Raw genomic sequence first — 17,146 nt, 5'->3', positions numbered from 1 at the left:
GGCAGGAATGCGGTCTGCTCGCGCGCCCGTACGGATATGCTTGGTTCTCGAAAAGATATGCTTACGTGACCATATCCTCCTCGTTGGCGTGCTTATTGGGTGTCGCGGCCGCTGCGCGGCTGCTAGCCAGAGGAGCGGTATATGGCAGGCTCTGCGTCGCTCAATTGGCTGCTCGCTGACGGGTAGACGGCAGTAACCTCATCGGTGTGCTGCGTCGGCACGGTCAGAATGTTCGGAGGGGCGAGACGGACGCCCGTGTCCGCGAAGGCCCAAGACGGACCGGTTGGTGGCGAACACGCGGGGAGCCTGCCGGCTCCCGCATATATAGCGCCGGCAGCGCGTCGAACCGGCAACTGGCGCCTGGTTCACAAGAACTCATCATCGCCGAGCGTGACCTTCGCCTGCGAGAAAATCCGCCGGCGCACGCTACGAGTTAGTGCACTGGAAGCTTGCCGCGGCCTTTACATCGCCGCCGATATACTTTGGCCACAGTGGATAGCGGCACAACGGGCGCGTCCTCCCGAGCGTAGCGGCGTTGAGGTCGCTCATCGTCAGTGTTTCAGGCGCCTTGCCGCTTTCTACCCATTCGTCGAGTGCGGATAGCGAATCAATGGCGGGATGAAACGGTCCCGTGCCATGTCCGACCCCCGGCATCAGATAAAACCGCACGAAGCCGTCGACCGTTCCTTGTCCGAAACGCTGCACGAGACCGGTGTAATAGTCGGTGCTCGAGTCGGTGCTCACGATTTCGTCGGCAAGGCCGTGCGTCATGATGAGTTTGCCGCCTTTCGCGACATAGGCGCTCAGGTCGGTGCTCGTTGCATCGGTGAGTGCCGATAGCGCCTGGACGCGCGACGCATACGTACCGGGATTGACCGGATCGAACGTCAACGAATCGAATGTCGGTACGCGCGTGACGAAGTACTTGACCCATTGATCGCCTGTCACCCACTGGTTCGCATCTTTCTTTCCTGCAGGATTGGCGGGTACTTTCGATTCGCCGAGATCACGCGTCGTGTAGGGCCCCGCGAACACCGAACCCGCGAGGATGTTGTAGCCAGCGTATCGCGTCACGCCGTTCGCAAGTGGATAAGGCAATTGCAACGGCGCGGCGATGGTCTGAACGGTCGCGATCTGCGCATCCGACAGACAGGTGTTGCCCGAATCCACGCCGTTCGGACAGCGCACGGACGCCAACACCGTCGCCGATTGCGCGTTGCACGCCGCCACGTTGGACACGATGCCGTCGGCGACGCCGTCGAGCGCATCGCACGCGCTCATGACGGCATTTTGCAGCAGCACCGTCTTGGCGACATCGAGCCAGCCTGCGCCGTTGTTCAAGTAGAGTGCGCGGCCCAGCACGACGTTGCTCAAACGCAGCCCGGTATAGTTGAGCGCCGGGCGATTCACGACGATACCGTCATAGTCCGCGGGCCAGCGTTGCGCTTCGCTCAACCCGTCCCGACCGCCTGTCGAACTGCCGAAGAAATAGGTTTTGCCGGGCGCGCTCGCGTAGCGCTTTCTGATAAGCGCCATCGCGACGTCGTGCGTCTTCTTCAGACTCAGGCCGCCGTAGTTCGCAAGCGATTCGTCATTCATGGCGAACTTGCCGTCCGTGATGCTGGAACTCTGATGCCCGGAATCGTCGCCGAACGTCGCGTAGCCGTTGGCAAGCGGCGTCGGCGTGCCCGTTGGCGCCATGTCGAGTGCGTCGACGCCGGTAATCAGCGTACCGTCGAAGCCGCCGCCGCCGTAATGCAGCGCCTTGCGGTTCCAGTTGGTCGGCAGATTGACCTGAAACCGGATCGACGGCGCCGCGGGATCGACAGGAGCGATGGCACCATTCACCTGGCAATATTCTCCGGCGGCTTCCACCAGCGTCGCGCTCGTGACCGCCGCACCGCCGGTCGGCTCTGCAATGGAAGAGGCCGGAATCGCCAGGCCGTTCAATGCCGCGCATTGCGTCGCGGCCGAGGGTGGTGGCGGTGGCGGCGAGCTTGCCGAAGCGCCGCCGCCCGATTCATTGCCGCCGCACGCGCTGATGCAAAGGCTAAGGGCGAGCGCCCACCACAACGGTTTGTTGTCCATCGTCGTCTCCAGATGAATGGATTGCTATTCGAGAGCACCGCCTTCCTGCTCGACGCGAGATTCGGCGAGCCGAACGGAGGGGCCAAACAACGCGCACACGCCGGCCTGCGATACGAACATCGCGTCGCCGCTGTGCCCCGCGCGTTGAACTTCATGGAGCTCATGCCGCAATTCCGGATGCCGGGCGCGCAGATAGGCGTAGTACGCGCGGCCGCGAGCGAGGCGGTGCGGGCCTTGCATCATCGCCTCGCATGAGCGGTCGAGAGCCGGGTGCGCCGGATCGTCGTCGTGCGTGCCGAGCAGATAGGTGACGTCGTGATCGACGTAACGACGTTCGAGCGATTGCGCGTCGAGTCCGTCCGCATAGCGGGGAAGTCGTGACGTGCCGTATTTCCATTCGTTGAATCCGGCACATGCGGTGTGATCGATGCCTTCGCCATGCGGACGCCAAGCGTCGAAGTACACATATGACGAAGGATTCGCAATGACGTAACGTACCTTCACACCGCGAGCGAGACAACATGCCGTCGCATTGCTGAGTATCGCGTGCCGATGCGCGACCTGCGCTCCACCGGAATGTCCTGCGATCACGATCTCGCGCAGCCTCGGATAGCGGCCGCCCTGCATGCCTCGAACGTAATGTTCGATGAGCGCATCCAGCACATCGAATGAGCTGAGCGGTGCTGGACCGATTGCGTCGAGTCCGCCCATCCACGAGGTCCATTCCCAATGCAGACAGTCGTCCGCCAGCGGGTGATACGCGACGTCGGCCGTCGCGAGAAATTGCGGCACGGCGAGCATCACGCTGTTCGAAGCGGCCGTGGACGAGTCGAGCGCGCGCTGCGTCGATCGAAGGTATGCGTCGGCGTCGCGCAATCGGCCGTGCAGCATCACGACGACCCGCGTCGCGGTCGCCGGCGCGACGCTGCCGCCCGTGAACAGCGGCACGCGGGCTTCGCCGCGTGACGTCGAAACGGTCAACCGCTCACTGGCGACGACCTTGACGGGTACTTCGTTACGTGGACGCACTTCATGGTCCCGGGGAAGGCACATCGCGATGCTCACGCCGTGTCACCCGGCCACAGGTCCGGCTCGCGGCGCAAGCGTCGCCCGGATGCCGTGAACCCGACCAGCAGCAACGAAACGATGCCGGCGAACACCAGATACCACGCCGGCACGATGCGCGAACCGGTGACGTCGATCAAGGTCGAGACGGTGAGCGGCGCGAGCCCGCCAAACAGCGTGACGGCCACGTTGTACGACAGCGCCACGCCCGTCGAACGCATGGCCGTCGGAAACAACTGCGTCAGCATACCGGGGTGCGCGCCCGACATGACGCTGAGCACGACCGTCGCGATGATCTGCGCGCTGAACACGCGTTCGGGCGAAGGCGCAGCGAGCACCCACGCGAAAAGCGGATAGGCAGCACATACCCAGACGATCGTCACCGGAAAGAACAGCCGATATGCGCCGAGGCGGTCGGCGAGCATCCCTGCCAACGGATAGCCGACGATGCCGATCAAGCCGGAGATCGCCGTGCCGAACAGCGCATTCCTGAGCGGTAGATGCAGCTGGTGCTCGACATAGAGCGGCATATAGGAATGCCACAGATAATTGGTTGCCGCTCCAACGATGATGACGCCCATCGCGCAGAGCGCCGCATCGCCACGCTCGCGAATGAATGTCCGCAGCGACTGACGTGGCGCATGTCCAAGCCGTTCCCGCAACTGTACGAATTCCGGCGACTCGCCGACCTTGTGCCGAATGTAGAAGCCCACCGGCCCGACCAGCGCGCCGAGCAGAAACGGCACGCGCCAACCCCACGTCACGAGCGACTGGTGCGACAGATGTGTGGTGAGCAAGAACGAACATAGCGACGACAGTAGCAGCGCGACGGCCTGTGACGTCATCTGAAAACTGCCGAAGAACATCTTGCGTCCTGGCGGCGCGTATTCCGTCAGCATCGCGGCCGCCGTCGCGAACTCGCCGCCCACGGAGAGCCCTTGCAGAATACGGGCGAGGATCACCACGAGCGGCGCGGCCATGCCGATCGCCGCGTAGCTGGGTGTCAGGCCCATCATCAGCGTGCTGGCTGCCATCAGCAGAATCAGCAGCGACAACGTCTTGCGCCGCCCGTAGCGATCCGCGCATGCGCCTATCACGATGCCACCCAGCGGCCTGACCACGAAGCCGACGGCAAACGTCGCCAGCGTCAGCGTGATGGACACCAATCCGTTACCGACAGGAAAAAACACCTGCGCGATGATTTTCGCGAAGTAGCCGTAGATGAGAAAGTCGAACCACTCGAGGCCATTGCCGATAACCGAGGCGAGCACCGCGCGGCGAGTTTGCGAACGGCTGAGCGCCGTTGCGGCCGAGGCGGGCACGTCCGCTTGCAAGGTGGATTGCATGTGTCTCCTTTGATCCTCTTCCAGCTTTTGAAGCAAGCGTACGTGTCGATGTCCTGAATGTAAAATACATATGAGACACGGTTGCCATATCCAACGCATATATCAGACAAACGATGGAACTCAGACAGCTGCGCTATTTCCTCGCCGTCGCCGAAGAAGGGCAGTTCACGCGGGCCGCCGCGCGCCTTCATATCCAGCAGCCGCCGTTGTCGCAGCAGATTCAGGAGCTCGAACACGAACTAGGCTTCGAGCTTTTCGTGCGGCGGCCGCGCGGCGTCGTGTTGACGGCGCCCGGCGAGATCTTCGCCGCACGCGCACGTACGGTACTGCTCGAATTGAACAACGCGGTCGTCCATGCGCGCCGAGTGGCGCAAGGCCGGATCGGCACCGTGCGCGTCGCGCTCACCAGTTCGGCGGCATTTCACCCGCTTACGCCTACCGCTATTCGCAATTTTCGGGACATGTACCCCGAGATTTCGATAGAGATGAGCGAGGTGAATGCGGCGGGGATCATCGAAATGATGTTGAACGGTCGCGCGGATGCAGCCATTCTCCGCAAACCGGTCGAAACGCCCGCCGACTTACGCTTCGAACTGCTCGCCGAAGAACGCATGTTGCTGGTGCTGCCGGTGGGGCACAGGCTGATCGGCAGTCGTTCCGTGTCGCTCAAACAGCTGGCGAACGAGTCGTTCATCTTCGTGCGTCGGCCCGGTGCGCCCGGCATGTACGCGGACTTCATTCGGGCGTGTCAGGCCAAGGGCTTCGAGCCGCACGTCGTGGAAGAGGTGCCGCGCATGGTGACGGCAATCAATCTCGTGGCGGCCGGCGGCGGCGTATCGCTCGTGCCCGCGTCGATGCAACGTTACCATCAGGAAAGCGTGCGCTACTGTCGTGTGGCCGGCGATCATGCGTTTCGCGCGCCGTTGCATCTCGTCACCCGGCACGATTTGCAAAATCCCGCGGCGTCGCACTTCCGTGACGCGTTGTTGATGTTTGTCCACCATCACCCACATCGCGAATAATTGTGAGAAGGGGAAGCACCTGACGGATTCGCAGTCTTCAGAGTCGCTTTGTGCGACGTCGAAAAAATTCCTAGTCATTCCGGCCCGTTCTCGGACGCTCCGTCGCACTGCGTGATCGTGGAGAGCGATCCGTTACTACTGTCTGTCTGCAGTCCCACGAGGCAAAACGGGGGGCCTGCAGTCAAGCTGGAGGATGGTAGAAAGCACGGTCTGTGGAGCCGATGGCGGGTTTGTAGGCCAGCCCGTTCGAAAGACCGGTTGACGGCCGTCGACAGTCTTCGAGACGACTGGTCATCGCCGAGCTCACTATCAGCGACACGCTGATAGCCAGACGCGTCCCTTCATTCAATGAGATCGGCAACTTCTTCGATGCTATTCGTCACGGACATGCAACCGATTCGCGCCCATGACTCGCTCGTCAAGCTGCCCGTAATTGCACCGATGAAACGAGTGCCAGCAGCACGTGCTGCTTCGGCGTCGATGAGGTGATCGCCGACGTAGATCGCCTTGTTCGCAGCGGTATTCATATTCGCGAGAGCCTTGAGGATACCTTCCGGATCTGGCTTGTGACACAGAACGTCTTCGCCGCCGATAATCGTACGGATGCAATGCGCCAGGTCGGCCTTCAACAATATACGTTCGATGCGATGGCGAAATTTGGTCGATACGATCCCGACGGAAACCTTTCGATCGTATAGTTCTCTCAGCAAGCGCTCCGCGGGCGGATAGAAGTTGGTCATGTCCACCATCACTCGGTCGGCATGCCAAACATACCGAGTCGTGTAAGTGTCCGCGAGCGTCGGGTCGTCAATGTCTGTAAGAAAACGAAACGTGTCATGCAAGGTCAGTCCGATAGACTCGCGGATTTTGGCGGAGCTTGGAGCAACAAGGTTCATGTCGGCCATGGCCGATTGCGCACAGAACTGGATCGCCTCTGTCGAATCGACGAGCGTGAGGTCAAAATCGAACAGGACTGCGGTATCGGAATGCGTCATCTTGCGTTTATCAATTGAGTTCAGCTGCCTGTTCTTCTCGCCATTCGAACGAAGCCAGCCGGATCCTGTCGAGCGCCGCCGGCTTTTGACCGTTTCGCGGATCTTCTCGCTGGTTTTCTCTTTCTCGGCCGCCGAGATCTGTCGAATTGTCGACGCGCAAGGTTCCCTGTCGCACCGTAAATCGGACCACCTTTTATAGTTGCATCGTATACCAGACCGGGTCTGGTATGTTTGTGACCAGACCGTCTCCGGGTGTACCAGACGGCACTGGACGCGCCATGCAGGCTCCACCTCGCGTGCCCGGCGTGGAAAACGTCGCGGAATACTGGCCCGATTGGCGTAACGAGGTCCCGGCTCGAGCGACGGTCAGGTGACCCTCGTGAGTGTGTTGCCACCCTAGTTGTGCCTTTATCTGTACGCTCGCATAGGAATTGCGTCCGATAAAGCATGGACGGGCTTGCCCGCGGCTGTGAAGATTGACGTGCCGACAAAGATAACGGCGAGCATCGTCATCGTTCACGACAGGAGCAAGCATGCCGTCACAACAAGTCCCCCTTCATAGTGGCTTTGGTCGCACGAGCACGGCGTCGGATGTTATCAACGGGATCGACCTGCATGGCCAAGTGGCTATCGTGACTGGCGGCTACTCCGGTATCGGTCTTGAAACGACCCGCGTGTTGTCCCGAGCCGGCGCGACGATAACCGTTCCTGCTCGAAATGCCGGGAAAGCCCGCGAAGCGATCGCCGGGATTCCAAGGGTCGAGGTCGCTGAGCTCGACCTTGGCGACCCCGCCTCAATCGACAACTTCGCGATGGACTTTGTTGCCCGCGGTCGTCCACTGCATCTGCTCGTCAACAATGCCGGAATTATGGCCGTACCGCTCGGGCGCGATCGGCGCGGTCACGAACTCCACTTTGCGACCAACCATCTCGGGCCGTTCCAGTTGACGGTTCGACTATGGCCTGCGCTATTGCGCGCGGGTGCGGCACGTGTCGTGATTTTGTCGTCCGGTGCTCATCGGCGCGCGGCGTTCGATTTCGACGACCCCGATTTCGAACGTCGCGAATACGACAAATGGAAGGCCTACGCGGAGTCAAAGACGGCGAGCTCGCTGTTCGCGGTCGCGCTCGACAGCCGAGGGGAAACCAGAGGCATTCGCGCATTCGCCGTGCATCCGGGGCGGATTGAGACAGGGCTGCAACGTGCGATTTCGATGCCGGAACTGCAGGCGCTGGGGCTGCGCGATCGCAATGGGCAAATCCCTGCCTCGCACCGCTCGTTGTACAAGACGGTCGAGCAGGGGGCAGCAACCACGGTGTGGTGCGCGACGAGCCCGGCGCTCGATGGCATGGGCGGCGTTTATTGTGAGGATGCGGATATAGCGGCCGCGGTTCCTGTCACGCACGAACCACTCGACGGGGTTCTTCCCTGGGCGATCGACCCAGCCGCGGCCGAGCGGCTATGGCAGCTCAGCGAAAGACTGACAGGCGTTAGTCTGCCCGCGTAATCGAGATGGCTCGGCCCTATCGGCGTGTGCCGAGCGATTCTCTTGCCTGCCCGGGGACGGCCTGTGTGAGCGCGGCGCGTCATACTCATGCGGACGCCGCGCTCTCTCTCTTCGCACTCCGATAGCGCCCAGGGCTCAACCCCGTGCTGCGCTTGAACGCTATGCTGAACGCGGTATCGGACAAATAGCCAACACGCTCCGCGATTCGAGCGAGCGATTCGTCCGAACCGGACAACGCCGTCATCGCCAGCGACATCCTCCAGGACTGAAGATACTCCAGCGGCGCACAGCCGACGCGCGCACGGAACCGTTGCGCAAACGCAGTACGGGACATGCCCACTGCCGCTGCCAGTTGCTCGATGGTCCAGCGTTGCGCCGGCGACGCGTGCATCAGTGAAAGCGCAGTTCCTATCCGTCTGTCCGAAAGCGCGCCGAGCCAGCCCGCTGGTGCATCGTTGCCCGCAAGGTACGCGCGCAACGCCTGAACGAGGACGAGCGTGGCAAGGCTTCCCTTGACCACATCGGAACCTGGCATTTGCCCATCGGTTTCCGCTCGCAGCAGCGCAAGCACGTGAGACAACGCGTGAGCGGCGACGTCCGCGGCGCGAAGATGGATGAGTGGTGGCAGATTCGCCAGCAGCAAAACCGAGAGGTCGCTGTCGAACTCGAAGCGCCCACTCGCAAGGCTCACCGGTTGCACAGTGCCGGGGCCGTCGAAACGTACCACCCCGTCCGCCGAGCGGATGGAGCGGTAGGTTTGTGGCCCGTCGAGCGGCAAACACGCAGGGTCGCTTGCAGAAAAGAACGGTCGCCCCGAGGTGAGCAGATAAAAGTCGCCTTCGTCCATTTCGTGCCGTTCCCCTTCGCCTTCCATCCATAGCCATAGGCGTCCACGCAGCACTGAGCCGAACTTCACGTGGCGGTAACTCGGAAAGCGAAAGGCCCAAGCACCGCGCCCCTCGAAGCGCGACGATAGTGCGCTCGATACTCGCAACATCGACAGAACGTCCGACAGTGCATCCATAAATGTACGATCTATTAGAAAAGGCGGCAGATTGATTATACAAACATCATCCGTGATCGCCGATGATTCTCCGTACGCATCGTAGCGTCATCCCTTTCCGACAGACCGGAGGTCGATCGTGAATCCAACCATTACGGAGAATCAGGGCGGCCGGCGTATTCCCGGGCGAATTCGGCAATGGGTCGTCCGGCGGGCGCCGGTAGATGGCAGCCTGACGCCGGAGAATTTCGAGCAGCGAACTGTGGAGACGCCGACCCTTGCACCGGGCGAGGCGCTTGTACGTATCAAGCTGCTGAACATCCATTCGGCTACCCGGCTTCGCATGATCCGGGGCACGATTCGCGAGGGCGACACCGACCCGCACAACTATGCATGCGCGGAAGTCATTGACTCCAGGGATCCGGCGTTTGCCGTCGGGGACATCGTCGCATGCCAGGCCGGGTGGCAGGAGTACCAGGTTATTCGCAGCAGCGATCCGCCAGTTGGTTTCCCGGAGCCCAGCGAACTCGTGAAGGCGCTCAATGGAACATCCTCGCCGTGGACTTATGTGTTCCGTCCGGCGCTTGCGAGGCAATGGTCGCCATCGGTCTTGATGGAGATCTTCGGCACCTCCGGCATGACTGCGTGGTTTGGTCTACGCGAGTATGGCCCGCTCATGCCGCGCGACACGGTCGCCGTGGCCGCTACAACAGGCGCTGTCGGGTCGATCGTCGCTCAATTGGCGAAAGCTGCCGGGGCGCGGGTGATCGGTTTCGCCGGCGGGCCGGAGCGATGCCGTTGGGTCATGGACACGCTTCGCATCGACGGCTGCATCGATTACAGCGCGCCGAAGATCGAGGATGAACTCGCCGCTGCCTTTCCGGAAGGCATCGACGTTTTTTCCGATGGCGTGGGCGGCGAGTTGACAGGCCGCGTAGTTGCACGAATGAACCGGCATGGCCGATTGTTTTCCTATGGCTCGGCCGCGGCCTCGTATGCACCACAACCGGCAGGCACGCCCGCGGCGCGTCCAACAATGCGTGAGACCTTCGGTATTTCACCAGAGATCGAACGGATATTGGATGAGCGCCGTATCAAATCTGGAGCGTGGACAGTCGACACCTTTTATCACGAGCGTTTGCAGGCCGAAAACGATCTCGCCCGGCTTCTTTGGATGCAGCGGCTTCGGCCGAATGCGCGCGTGATCCGCGGTTTCGAGGAACTGCCACGTGCAGTGGCCGATATGTACCGGGGTCCGCGAGCGGGCAAATTGCAGATATCACTTGAATAAGGAAAGCGAAATGAGAGCATGGCAGTTAGAAAATCTGGGAGGCGCACTCAAGTTGGTCGACCGGCCGGTTCCCGAAGCGCGCCCGGGCAGTGTGGTGGTCCGTATGCAGTCGTCTGCCCTGATGTCCTACATGCGCGATTACGTGGATGGCAAGTTGCCGGTCTATCACGTACCCTCGCGACCGTTTGTACCGGGCGGAAATGGCGTGGGCATTGTGGAGTCCGTGGGGCGTGACGTATGGCACCTGAAGCGTGGGCAGCGCGTGGTGATTTCCTCGCACTTCGTTGCACAGGAAAATGTTGCTGACCCGGGTCAGATGCTCATCGGCGTCACAGCAGGCGGCGAGGCGGGCTTCAGGATGCAGGACGACTGGTCCGACGGCACGCTGGCCGAATACGCTTTGCTGCCAGCATCGACGGTCACGCCAGCGGATGACGTGGGCGAGCTGGACGCCCGCACGCTTGTGACCACGATGCGTTACGTGGTTCCGTACGGCGGTCTGCTGCGCGGTCGGCTGGCGGCGGGCGAGACGGTCATCGTCTCGGGCGCCACAGGCGCCTATGGATCCGCTGCGGTCCGCCTAGCTGTCGCGATGGGCGCTGCGCGTGTTGTAGCGGTGGGGCGCAACACGCCAGCGCTCGCGTCATTGGCATCCAGCATAGCCGCGCGCGTCGTGCCCGTTACTGCGACGGGCGACATCGCCGCAGATGCAGAAGCGCTGCGCGAGGCCGCCGGTGGTCCTGCACAGCTGGCTTTCGACATGGTCGGGAATGCTGGCGATCCCAACATGACACTGGCCGCTTTGCGGTCGCTGGCGTTCGGCGGTCGGCTCGTGCTGATGGGCAGCATGGCGGTACCGTTGCCGGTTCCTTACACCGAGGTCATGCTGAACGGCTGGGAGATTCTCGGCCAGTTCATGTATCCGCGTTCGGCATACGGGCGGTTGCTGACATTGATCAAAAGTGGCCTCCTGGCGTCCGACGCGATTCAGACGCTCGAATTCCCGTTCTCCGACGTTCCCGACGCGATCGATGCCGCCGCGCGCGCTTCGAGCGCTGAGTGCGTCGTCATCAATCACGAGGTTTGAGATGCAGATTCTGAAATCGATGTTCCGTCACTACGTTACGCTTGCGCAGCTCGATGCCTCAATCGAGTTTTACGAGGGCTTACAGAAGGTGGAGTGCGAGCGTCGTCTTTCGTTTCCCGAAGTGGGTATCGAAGTCGCGGTGGTCGGGGCGTTCGTTCTGCTCGCGGGCGACGACGCAGCGCTAGCGCCGATCCGACACATTCAGGCGGCGTTCGTTGTCGACTCGGTAGATGCATTTCGCGAGTGGTTGAAAACGCAGGGGGCCGATGTGCCGGACGAAGTGCATGATAGTCCGGTCGGACGCAACATTACTGTGCGGCACACAGATGGTTTCGTTGCCGAATACTTCGAGCCTGCGCCAGTCTGATAGGAGATGCACTCTGCCCCTCGTCACGTCGCAGGTCGTCGTGGCTCCGGGGGCAAGTCTTTCAATTTGTCGACACCGGAAATTCTGGGCTCGCCGTGCCTGACGGTGTCGTAGACTGTAAGTCGCTTGTCACATTGGCGGACGCCAGCGGTTATTCGATTCTCGCTCACCCCGAACCCATCTTCGGAGATCTTCGTGGGCGTTCTCCGCCATGAGCTTGGCAATATTTTGCGCATCCGGATGATCGACCGTAAACTCGAGCGTCAGGCCATTCGGATCCTTCACGTACAGCGATTCGCAGAAGCCGTGGTTCATTCGGAAACTATCCAGTCCAGCTTCGGAGAGCCGCGCCTCGATTTGTCGTTGCGTTTCCGGTTCAACGAGTAGGGAAAGGTGAACGAAGAGCGACTGCTCGCGCGCTTTCCACTGGGCTTGCTTTAGCGGGTCAGCGAAATGAAAGAACGCGAGCGCGCTGCCGTCTTCGAGCCCATAGAACGCGTGGCCGAGGTCGACATGCTCGCCGTCGATGACCTCGTGTTCGATCCACATCGCAACAAGCGGCAACCCGAGAATATCTTCATAGAACCTGCGATTTCTTTCGTGATCGTCGGTAGTGAAGGCGTGGTGATGAAGGCGCAGCGGAAGACGGTCAAGACGGCTCATAACACTCCTCGTAAACGGTCAGCATGTAACCGGAGAGCATGAATTGCGCTCTGGATGGAAACCAGCTTAAATGTCGGCGACGTCTGCGGCAACCTCCCTTGCCGCATGCCCCAGTGCGGAAATCAGGACAATGAAGACCACCGGAATTCTCGAACTCAATGCTGCCGTGGCGCTAGCAACACATCGGAACTTTCGGATGGCTGCACAAGAGCTTGGCCTGTCGCGCTCGACACTCAGTCATCTCATTGCATCTCTCGAAAAGCGCATTGGCGTGCGGTTGTTCAATCGAACAACTCGTAGCGTCGCGCTCACCGAAGCAGGCGAAGCGTTCCTCGAACGGGTGGGCCCGGCACTGAGCGAAATTGATTTGGCAATCGAGGCGGCAACAGGGTTTCGTGTTTCACCGAAAGGCACGCTTCGCATCAGCACCTGCGAGTCCGGCGCGCGTTCAGTGCTCGACGCTATCGTCGTACCGTTTGTCCAGATGTATCCGGATATGACCGTGGATTTAGTCGCCGATGGTCGGCTGATCGATATCGTCGCTGAAGGTTTCGACGCGGGTATCCAAGCGCCGGAAAATGTGCCGCTGGATATGATCGCGTTGCCTTGCGGGCAACCGAGGCGCCAAATTGTAGTCGCGTCACCGCGCTACCTGCGAGGTCGGAGCACGCCTGCTCATCCGCGCGATTTGCTTGAGCACAGATGTATTCGTAGGCGCGTGTCCGGGGCGCAAGTGCAGCGGTGGTTGTTCGAGCGGCTAGGGCAACGCCTGGCGCTCGAAGTGGAAGGCCCGCTCATTCTCGATAACCGTAACGTGATCATCGAGGCCGCACTTTCCGGCGCCGGACTCGCGTATGTTAGCGAGGAACTGGCCGTTCCTTATCTTGCAACGGGGCGCCTCGTCGCGCTGCTTCCAGATTGGGTACCGGCGCTGGCGCCGTTGTCGTTTTTCTACTCAGGAAGACGGCATCTTCCCGCTGGACTCTCGGCTTTCATTGAGCTTGTTCGGGCGTTGGGAAACGGTAGCGAATCGGACCACTGCAATGCCGCAGCACTGCCGACGGATGAGCGACACGGCGCGATCACGGGCGCTGACGTATGAACCCTACTGCAAGATCAGTCTCCGACGGCGGCTTTCGCTTCTAACATTTTTACCAGCGTATAGAGCATTCGATTTGCAGGGGTCGGAATGCCATACTCGGTTCCTCGACGCAGGACGGTGCCATTGAGGTACTCGATCTCACTCGTCTTGCCGCGGCCAAGATCTTGGGCCGTTGAAGACAATTGTCCGGAGGGGATTGTGTGTTCGATGTGTTGAACGAAGTCCTCGACGTCATCTCCAACAATCACGTTTTCTGCTGCCGCCACTGCGAAGCATTCCGCGACCACATCGCGCATAGTGTCTCGAAGCGCGTCGCGTTCAGGCATGAGATCAAGCGACTGCATCGTGATTGCGGAGATTGCGTTGTATGCACAGTTGAGCGTGAGTTTCTGCCAAAGCGCCCGTTGCACGTCCAAGGAAAGCTCGACGGGAATATCAGCTTGGCGCAGCGTTGCGGCAAGTGATCGGGCGCCGGGACAATCTTCCAGGACGAGGTCGCCTCGACCGTGGTGCAGTACATGGCCGTCGTTGGCCATTTCCGCAGCGACATAGACCGCTGCCGCGATCACCGGTTGCGAGAGTTGCTGCCTTAAGCGCGAAGCGTTCTCTATTCCGTTCTGGAGGCTAACCACGCGAGCATCGCACGACAGTACCTGGCTCAGTGCTTTGGCGGCCTCTGCGGTACCGGTGGACTTGGTGCAGACGAACACTACGTCTGCCAACGCGGCGGCCGCTATATCAGTGGACGCCTGAGCGTGGACGATCTCGTCGAAAGTCGCTGCTTGAAAACGCAGGCCACGTCGCGAGATGGCCGCAGCGTGGCGAGAACGGCCAATCAATACGACGTCGTGCCCCGCCCGTGCAAGCATCCCGCCAAAATAGCATCCAACAGCGCCTGCCCCATAAACTGCAAATCGCATGTCACATCTCTCCATAGACTGGGCTCGCGATTGGGTAGTTGGCCATTGCCGATACGCAAGCCGGTCCGCACACATTAGCAGTGTCTATTACCGTGACCTATGTCTATGCTTGGACGGCCTGATGCAGATTTCCGAACAATCTCGCACCATCGACACGGCAGCGCTTGCCCCGAGGCAAGCTGCTGAGGGCGCGGAGGGGCACAGACCGGTATGAAGTATCGGCCTGTGTCCGCAGGCGCAGAGGGCAGTGAGCATTCAGTGGCGCTCCGTGATGCCAGTGGGCGCCAAGATGCACGTTGATGGTATGGATCCGCTGTTGCCGCCGAGGGCGATGATCGAACAGGGCGTGGCGCAACAGTAGCCGCAACAATAAATTGGGATAACGAGTGCCAGGACCATCAGATGGCTGACGCACCGGATTGCCACCGAAAATGAGGCGCTAGTGTGACCGCCGGCGCTGGGCCGACCGAACATTGGAGGTGCGAAACGCTTGTCACCGATCCCGGTTTTTGAGAGCGCCGTTTATACGAATTTCACGGTTTTTTCCACGACGACGGAATGGATGCCGGTTGGCGTACTTCCCATATATCTCCGCCGCATTTCTTGCGCCTGCTTATAGCTACCCGATTGCAAGGCGTCATGCATTTCCTCACGAGATTGGAAACTGATTCTCACTATGGCGTCTATTTGCTGATTTTCCAGGCCGAGAGTCTGATCGGAAACATAGTAATGGATATACTCTTGGATTTGAGGCAGTTCTGCGTAAATGGGTCCGTAGACGAGTTCCATAAATTCGCGAAAATCTTCCCTGGAAACATCCGGATTTTTTCGTACTGTTGTTATCAGTGTAAACATGAGATTTCTCCTTCGCTTCGCCGCAAAGTAGCAAACTTTGCTCGGCGCTCGACAGCACCTCGGTGGTTGCTCGGCAGGGTCAAACGTCCGGTGCGAGCAACAACCACACTATCCTGACCGCGAAGCCACCACTATTCCCTTCCACATCGGCTTCGCCGAACTGGGTGGCGTCCGCGGCTGTCGCGCTTTCTACACTAGCAGGTCTTGTACATCGTTACGTGACGCAAAGGTTAGGCATGGCTTCAAATGCAGTCTCACCCTCTGGCGTATGAGTCGCCGCGAAGACGTTCCTTCCATGGCGTGCAAACTCGAGCGCAGTGGCTTTTCCGAAACTGAGGAATACCCCGTAACGAGGGCCGTGTTCGTCATCAGCCATCCTCGACAGTGCGATCAAGCTCCAATGTAAGCCAGTTTCGTTGATGCTAGTATTGGCCTAATCTTGCATGGGGTGTTCAATTGAACCGTACAATCAGCGGCTTCAGTCTTGATGACCTGGCCGCCGTGAGCGCAGTAGCAGATCATCGAAGCTTCCGCGGCGCAGCTCGTGCACTCCATCTTCCGCCATCGTCCCTCAGCCATATTGTAAGCGGCGTCGAGCGTCGGCTCGGCATCCGTATATTCCATCGCACAACACGGAGCGTTTCGCCCACTGAGGCGGGTTTGGCGTTTATCGAACGTATGCGTCCCGCGCTCATGGATATGGCAGCTGCAATTGAAAGTGTGAACCGCTTTCGCGATTCGCCTGCCGGACAGATTCGTATCAACACATCTGATTGGGCTGCCCAGAGGGTCTTCCCCATCGTTTTGAGCTTCTTATCGGCCTATCCCGAGGTCAATGTCGACTTCGTTTCTGAAGGACGGTTGATCGACATCGTGGCTGAAGGGTTCGATGCGGGTCTCCGAATCGCGGAAGCTGTTCCACAAGACATGATCGCGCTGCCGCTCGGTATCGATGAAGCAATCATCATCGTCGCTTCACCGGGTTACCTCGCAAGTCGCGGAACGCCAAACAGTCCTGCGGAATTACTGGCCCATGAGTGTATCCGGCTGCGTTTGCCTAGCGGTGGGTTGATGAGATGGGAGGTGAGAATGGCGGGCGAGCAAAGTTGGGTCGATGTCCGCGGCAGATTGATTGTCGGCTCGTCGGAACTTGCCTTGAAAGCGGCAGTAGCGGATGTCGGAATCGCCTATGTCGGGGCCAGACAGGCGCGGCATTACATTGATAGCGGCACTTTAGTGCAGATCATGCCCGAATGGACGCCACCCTTTGAAGGCGTGTGCCTCTATTATCCCCGTCAGCGCTTACCGTCTGCTGCATTTCGGGCGTTTATCGATCACTTTAAGGCTCATCAGGTGAAGACGGCGCCCGGGCCTCGGGCCAACGGCTAGCCAAGAATGCCGAACATGAACTAGGTACCATCGACTCCACGACATGGCTGCGTCGCACATAGTGAATTTTCCTCATCGGACTGGCGGCGCAGGGGCAGGCTTACGTCTTTCGTTGGACGGCCCACGTCTGCAGTGCCTGCAAGACCGGCAGTAAGTCCCCGCCTCGGCGGGTGAGGCCGTACTCGACTCTCGGTGGCACTTCCGCATGTATTGTTCTGAAGACAACTCCTTCTTTCTCCAGTTCGCGAAGTTGCTGGGTGAGCATCTTTTGTGACACCCCGGGCAAGGCGCGCCGAAGTTCCGAGTACCGCATTGTCCCGTTACTGAACAGGTGGAACAGGACCAATATTTTCCAACGACCTTCGAGGACGCTGAGAGCTTCCTCCAGGTCCGATGGTGAACAAGGTTGTTGTGACCGGGCGTCGTTGTCGACCATGGTTACCAA

General features: G+C 60.2%; 16 protein-coding genes. 7 read left to right on the top strand and 9 right to left on the bottom strand.

What is annotated here, in order from left to right:
- Nucleotides 1-426: 426 nt before the first annotated feature.
- The 3 genes from CFB52_RS27270 to CFB52_RS27260 are packed head-to-tail and all read right to left on the bottom strand — an operon-like array spanning nt 427 to nt 4,499.
- Nucleotides 427-2,088, bottom strand: a complete 1,662-nt coding sequence (locus CFB52_RS27270) for a tannase/feruloyl esterase family alpha/beta hydrolase (protein ID WP_099318003.1) — start codon at nt 2,086-2,088, stop codon at nt 427-429.
- A 24-nt stretch (nt 2,089-2,112) separates the two neighbouring features.
- Nucleotides 2,113-3,141 carry a hypothetical protein gene (locus CFB52_RS27265; RefSeq protein WP_180278272.1) on the bottom strand — a complete coding sequence of 343 codons (1,029 nt, stop codon included), beginning with the start codon at nt 3,139-3,141 and terminating at the stop codon, nt 2,113-2,115.
- 8 nt (nt 3,142-3,149) lie between these two features.
- Entirely contained in the window at nt 3,150-4,499 is a 1,350-nt protein-coding gene (locus CFB52_RS27260) for an MFS transporter (RefSeq protein WP_099318001.1), read from the bottom strand.
- 113 nt (nt 4,500-4,612) lie between these two features.
- Between CFB52_RS27260 and CFB52_RS27255 the strand changes: the two genes are divergently transcribed.
- The gene (locus CFB52_RS27255) at nt 4,613-5,521 is read left to right on the top strand and encodes a LysR family transcriptional regulator (protein WP_059641080.1); all 909 of its coding nucleotides are present in this window, start codon (nt 4,613-4,615) and stop codon (nt 5,519-5,521) included.
- Nucleotides 5,522-5,862: 341 nt separating this feature from the next.
- Here the strand turns inward: CFB52_RS27255 and CFB52_RS27250 are convergent, their stop codons facing one another.
- A complete protein-coding gene (locus tag CFB52_RS27250) occupies nt 5,863-6,516 on the bottom strand; it encodes an HAD family hydrolase (RefSeq protein ID WP_059641079.1) in 654 nt (217 codons plus the stop codon).
- Between the two features lie 533 nt (nt 6,517-7,049).
- On the opposite strand from CFB52_RS27250, the gene CFB52_RS27245 reads away from it, so the two are divergent.
- A complete protein-coding gene (locus CFB52_RS27245; RefSeq protein WP_099318000.1) occupies nt 7,050-8,024 on the top strand; it encodes an oxidoreductase in 975 nt (324 codons plus the stop codon).
- Between the two features lie 85 nt (nt 8,025-8,109).
- Here the strand turns inward: CFB52_RS27245 and CFB52_RS27240 are convergent, their stop codons facing one another.
- Complete coding sequence (locus CFB52_RS27240) at nt 8,110-9,048, bottom strand: AraC family transcriptional regulator (protein ID WP_099317999.1); 939 nt, start codon at nt 9,046-9,048, stop codon at nt 8,110-8,112.
- Nucleotides 9,049-9,166: 118 nt separating this feature from the next.
- Here CFB52_RS27240 and CFB52_RS27235 point away from each other — a divergent pair, with 118 nt between their 5' ends.
- The 3 genes from CFB52_RS27235 to CFB52_RS27225 are packed head-to-tail and all read left to right on the top strand — an operon-like array spanning nt 9,167 to nt 11,772.
- Nucleotides 9,167-10,318 (top strand): NADP-dependent oxidoreductase, encoded by a 1,152-nt coding sequence (locus tag CFB52_RS27235; RefSeq protein WP_081059207.1) that lies wholly within the window; start codon nt 9,167-9,169, stop codon nt 10,316-10,318.
- Nucleotides 10,319-10,328: 10 nt separating this feature from the next.
- Complete coding sequence (locus tag CFB52_RS27230; protein ID WP_099317998.1) at nt 10,329-11,405, top strand: zinc-binding dehydrogenase; 1,077 nt, start codon at nt 10,329-10,331, stop codon at nt 11,403-11,405.
- Nucleotide 11,406: 1 nt separating this feature from the next.
- The gene (locus CFB52_RS27225; protein WP_099317997.1) at nt 11,407-11,772 is read left to right on the top strand and encodes a VOC family protein; all 366 of its coding nucleotides are present in this window, start codon (nt 11,407-11,409) and stop codon (nt 11,770-11,772) included.
- 129 nt (nt 11,773-11,901) lie between these two features.
- Here CFB52_RS27225 and CFB52_RS27220 read toward each other — a convergent pair whose 3' ends face one another.
- Nucleotides 11,902-12,435 carry a VOC family protein gene (locus tag CFB52_RS27220; protein WP_059641066.1) on the bottom strand — a complete coding sequence of 178 codons (534 nt, stop codon included), beginning with the start codon at nt 12,433-12,435 and terminating at the stop codon, nt 11,902-11,904.
- 130 nt (nt 12,436-12,565) lie between these two features.
- Between CFB52_RS27220 and CFB52_RS27215 the strand changes: the two genes are divergently transcribed.
- Nucleotides 12,566-13,537, top strand: coding sequence for a LysR family transcriptional regulator (locus CFB52_RS27215; protein ID WP_099317996.1), 972 nt, complete (start codon nt 12,566-12,568; stop codon nt 13,535-13,537).
- A gap of 14 nt (nt 13,538-13,551) precedes the next feature.
- Here the strand turns inward: CFB52_RS27215 and CFB52_RS27210 are convergent, their stop codons facing one another.
- Complete coding sequence (locus CFB52_RS27210) at nt 13,552-14,457, bottom strand: ketopantoate reductase family protein (RefSeq protein WP_099317995.1); 906 nt, start codon at nt 14,455-14,457, stop codon at nt 13,552-13,554.
- A gap of 522 nt (nt 14,458-14,979) precedes the next feature.
- Complete coding sequence (locus tag CFB52_RS27205; protein ID WP_099317994.1) at nt 14,980-15,312, bottom strand: EthD domain-containing protein; 333 nt, start codon at nt 15,310-15,312, stop codon at nt 14,980-14,982.
- 456 nt (nt 15,313-15,768) lie between these two features.
- Here CFB52_RS27205 and CFB52_RS27200 point away from each other — a divergent pair, with 456 nt between their 5' ends.
- The gene (locus CFB52_RS27200; RefSeq protein WP_218964212.1) at nt 15,769-16,701 is read left to right on the top strand and encodes a LysR family transcriptional regulator; all 933 of its coding nucleotides are present in this window, start codon (nt 15,769-15,771) and stop codon (nt 16,699-16,701) included.
- 100 nt (nt 16,702-16,801) lie between these two features.
- On the opposite strand, the gene CFB52_RS27195 is transcribed toward CFB52_RS27200, so the two are convergent.
- Nucleotides 16,802-17,137 carry a helix-turn-helix domain-containing protein gene (locus tag CFB52_RS27195; RefSeq protein WP_099317993.1) on the bottom strand — a complete coding sequence of 112 codons (336 nt, stop codon included), beginning with the start codon at nt 17,135-17,137 and terminating at the stop codon, nt 16,802-16,804.
- Between the last annotated feature and the right edge of the window lie 9 nt (nt 17,138-17,146).

Source organism: Burkholderia sp. AU18528, from assembly GCF_002223215.2.
Lineage (GTDB): Bacteria > Pseudomonadota > Gammaproteobacteria > Burkholderiales > Burkholderiaceae > Burkholderia > Burkholderia semiarida.
The sequence above is the reverse complement of the archived record's forward strand: the minus strand, read 5'-3'. Positions and strand labels throughout refer to the sequence as shown.

What these genes read in the sequence shown, in the direction of transcription:
- CFB52_RS27230 (WP_099317998.1), top strand. Translation starts at nt 10,329, where the DNA reads ATGAGAGCATGGCAGTTAGAAAATCTGGGAGGCGCACTCAAGTTGGTC.
- CFB52_RS27205 (WP_099317994.1), bottom strand. Translation starts at nt 15,312, where the DNA reads ATGTTTACACTGATAACAACAGTACGAAAAAATCCGGATGTTTCCAGG.
- CFB52_RS27245 (WP_099318000.1), top strand. Translation starts at nt 7,050, where the DNA reads ATGCCGTCACAACAAGTCCCCCTTCATAGTGGCTTTGGTCGCACGAGC.
- CFB52_RS27225 (WP_099317997.1), top strand. Translation starts at nt 11,407, where the DNA reads ATGCAGATTCTGAAATCGATGTTCCGTCACTACGTTACGCTTGCGCAG.
- CFB52_RS27260 (WP_099318001.1), bottom strand. Translation starts at nt 4,499, where the DNA reads ATGCAATCCACCTTGCAAGCGGACGTGCCCGCCTCGGCCGCAACGGCG.
- CFB52_RS27270 (WP_099318003.1), bottom strand. Translation starts at nt 2,088, where the DNA reads ATGGACAACAAACCGTTGTGGTGGGCGCTCGCCCTTAGCCTTTGCATC.
- CFB52_RS27240 (WP_099317999.1), bottom strand. Translation starts at nt 9,048, where the DNA reads ATGGATGCACTGTCGGACGTTCTGTCGATGTTGCGAGTATCGAGCGCA.
- CFB52_RS27220 (WP_059641066.1), bottom strand. Translation starts at nt 12,435, where the DNA reads ATGAGCCGTCTTGACCGTCTTCCGCTGCGCCTTCATCACCACGCCTTC.
- CFB52_RS27195 (WP_099317993.1), bottom strand. Translation starts at nt 17,137, where the DNA reads ATGGTCGACAACGACGCCCGGTCACAACAACCTTGTTCACCATCGGAC.
- CFB52_RS27210 (WP_099317995.1), bottom strand. Translation starts at nt 14,457, where the DNA reads ATGCGATTTGCAGTTTATGGGGCAGGCGCTGTTGGATGCTATTTTGGC.
- CFB52_RS27215 (WP_099317996.1), top strand. Translation starts at nt 12,566, where the DNA reads ATGAAGACCACCGGAATTCTCGAACTCAATGCTGCCGTGGCGCTAGCA.
- CFB52_RS27255 (WP_059641080.1), top strand. Translation starts at nt 4,613, where the DNA reads ATGGAACTCAGACAGCTGCGCTATTTCCTCGCCGTCGCCGAAGAAGGG.
- CFB52_RS27265 (WP_180278272.1), bottom strand. Translation starts at nt 3,141, where the DNA reads ATGTGCCTTCCCCGGGACCATGAAGTGCGTCCACGTAACGAAGTACCC.
- CFB52_RS27250 (WP_059641079.1), bottom strand. Translation starts at nt 6,516, where the DNA reads ATGACGCATTCCGATACCGCAGTCCTGTTCGATTTTGACCTCACGCTC.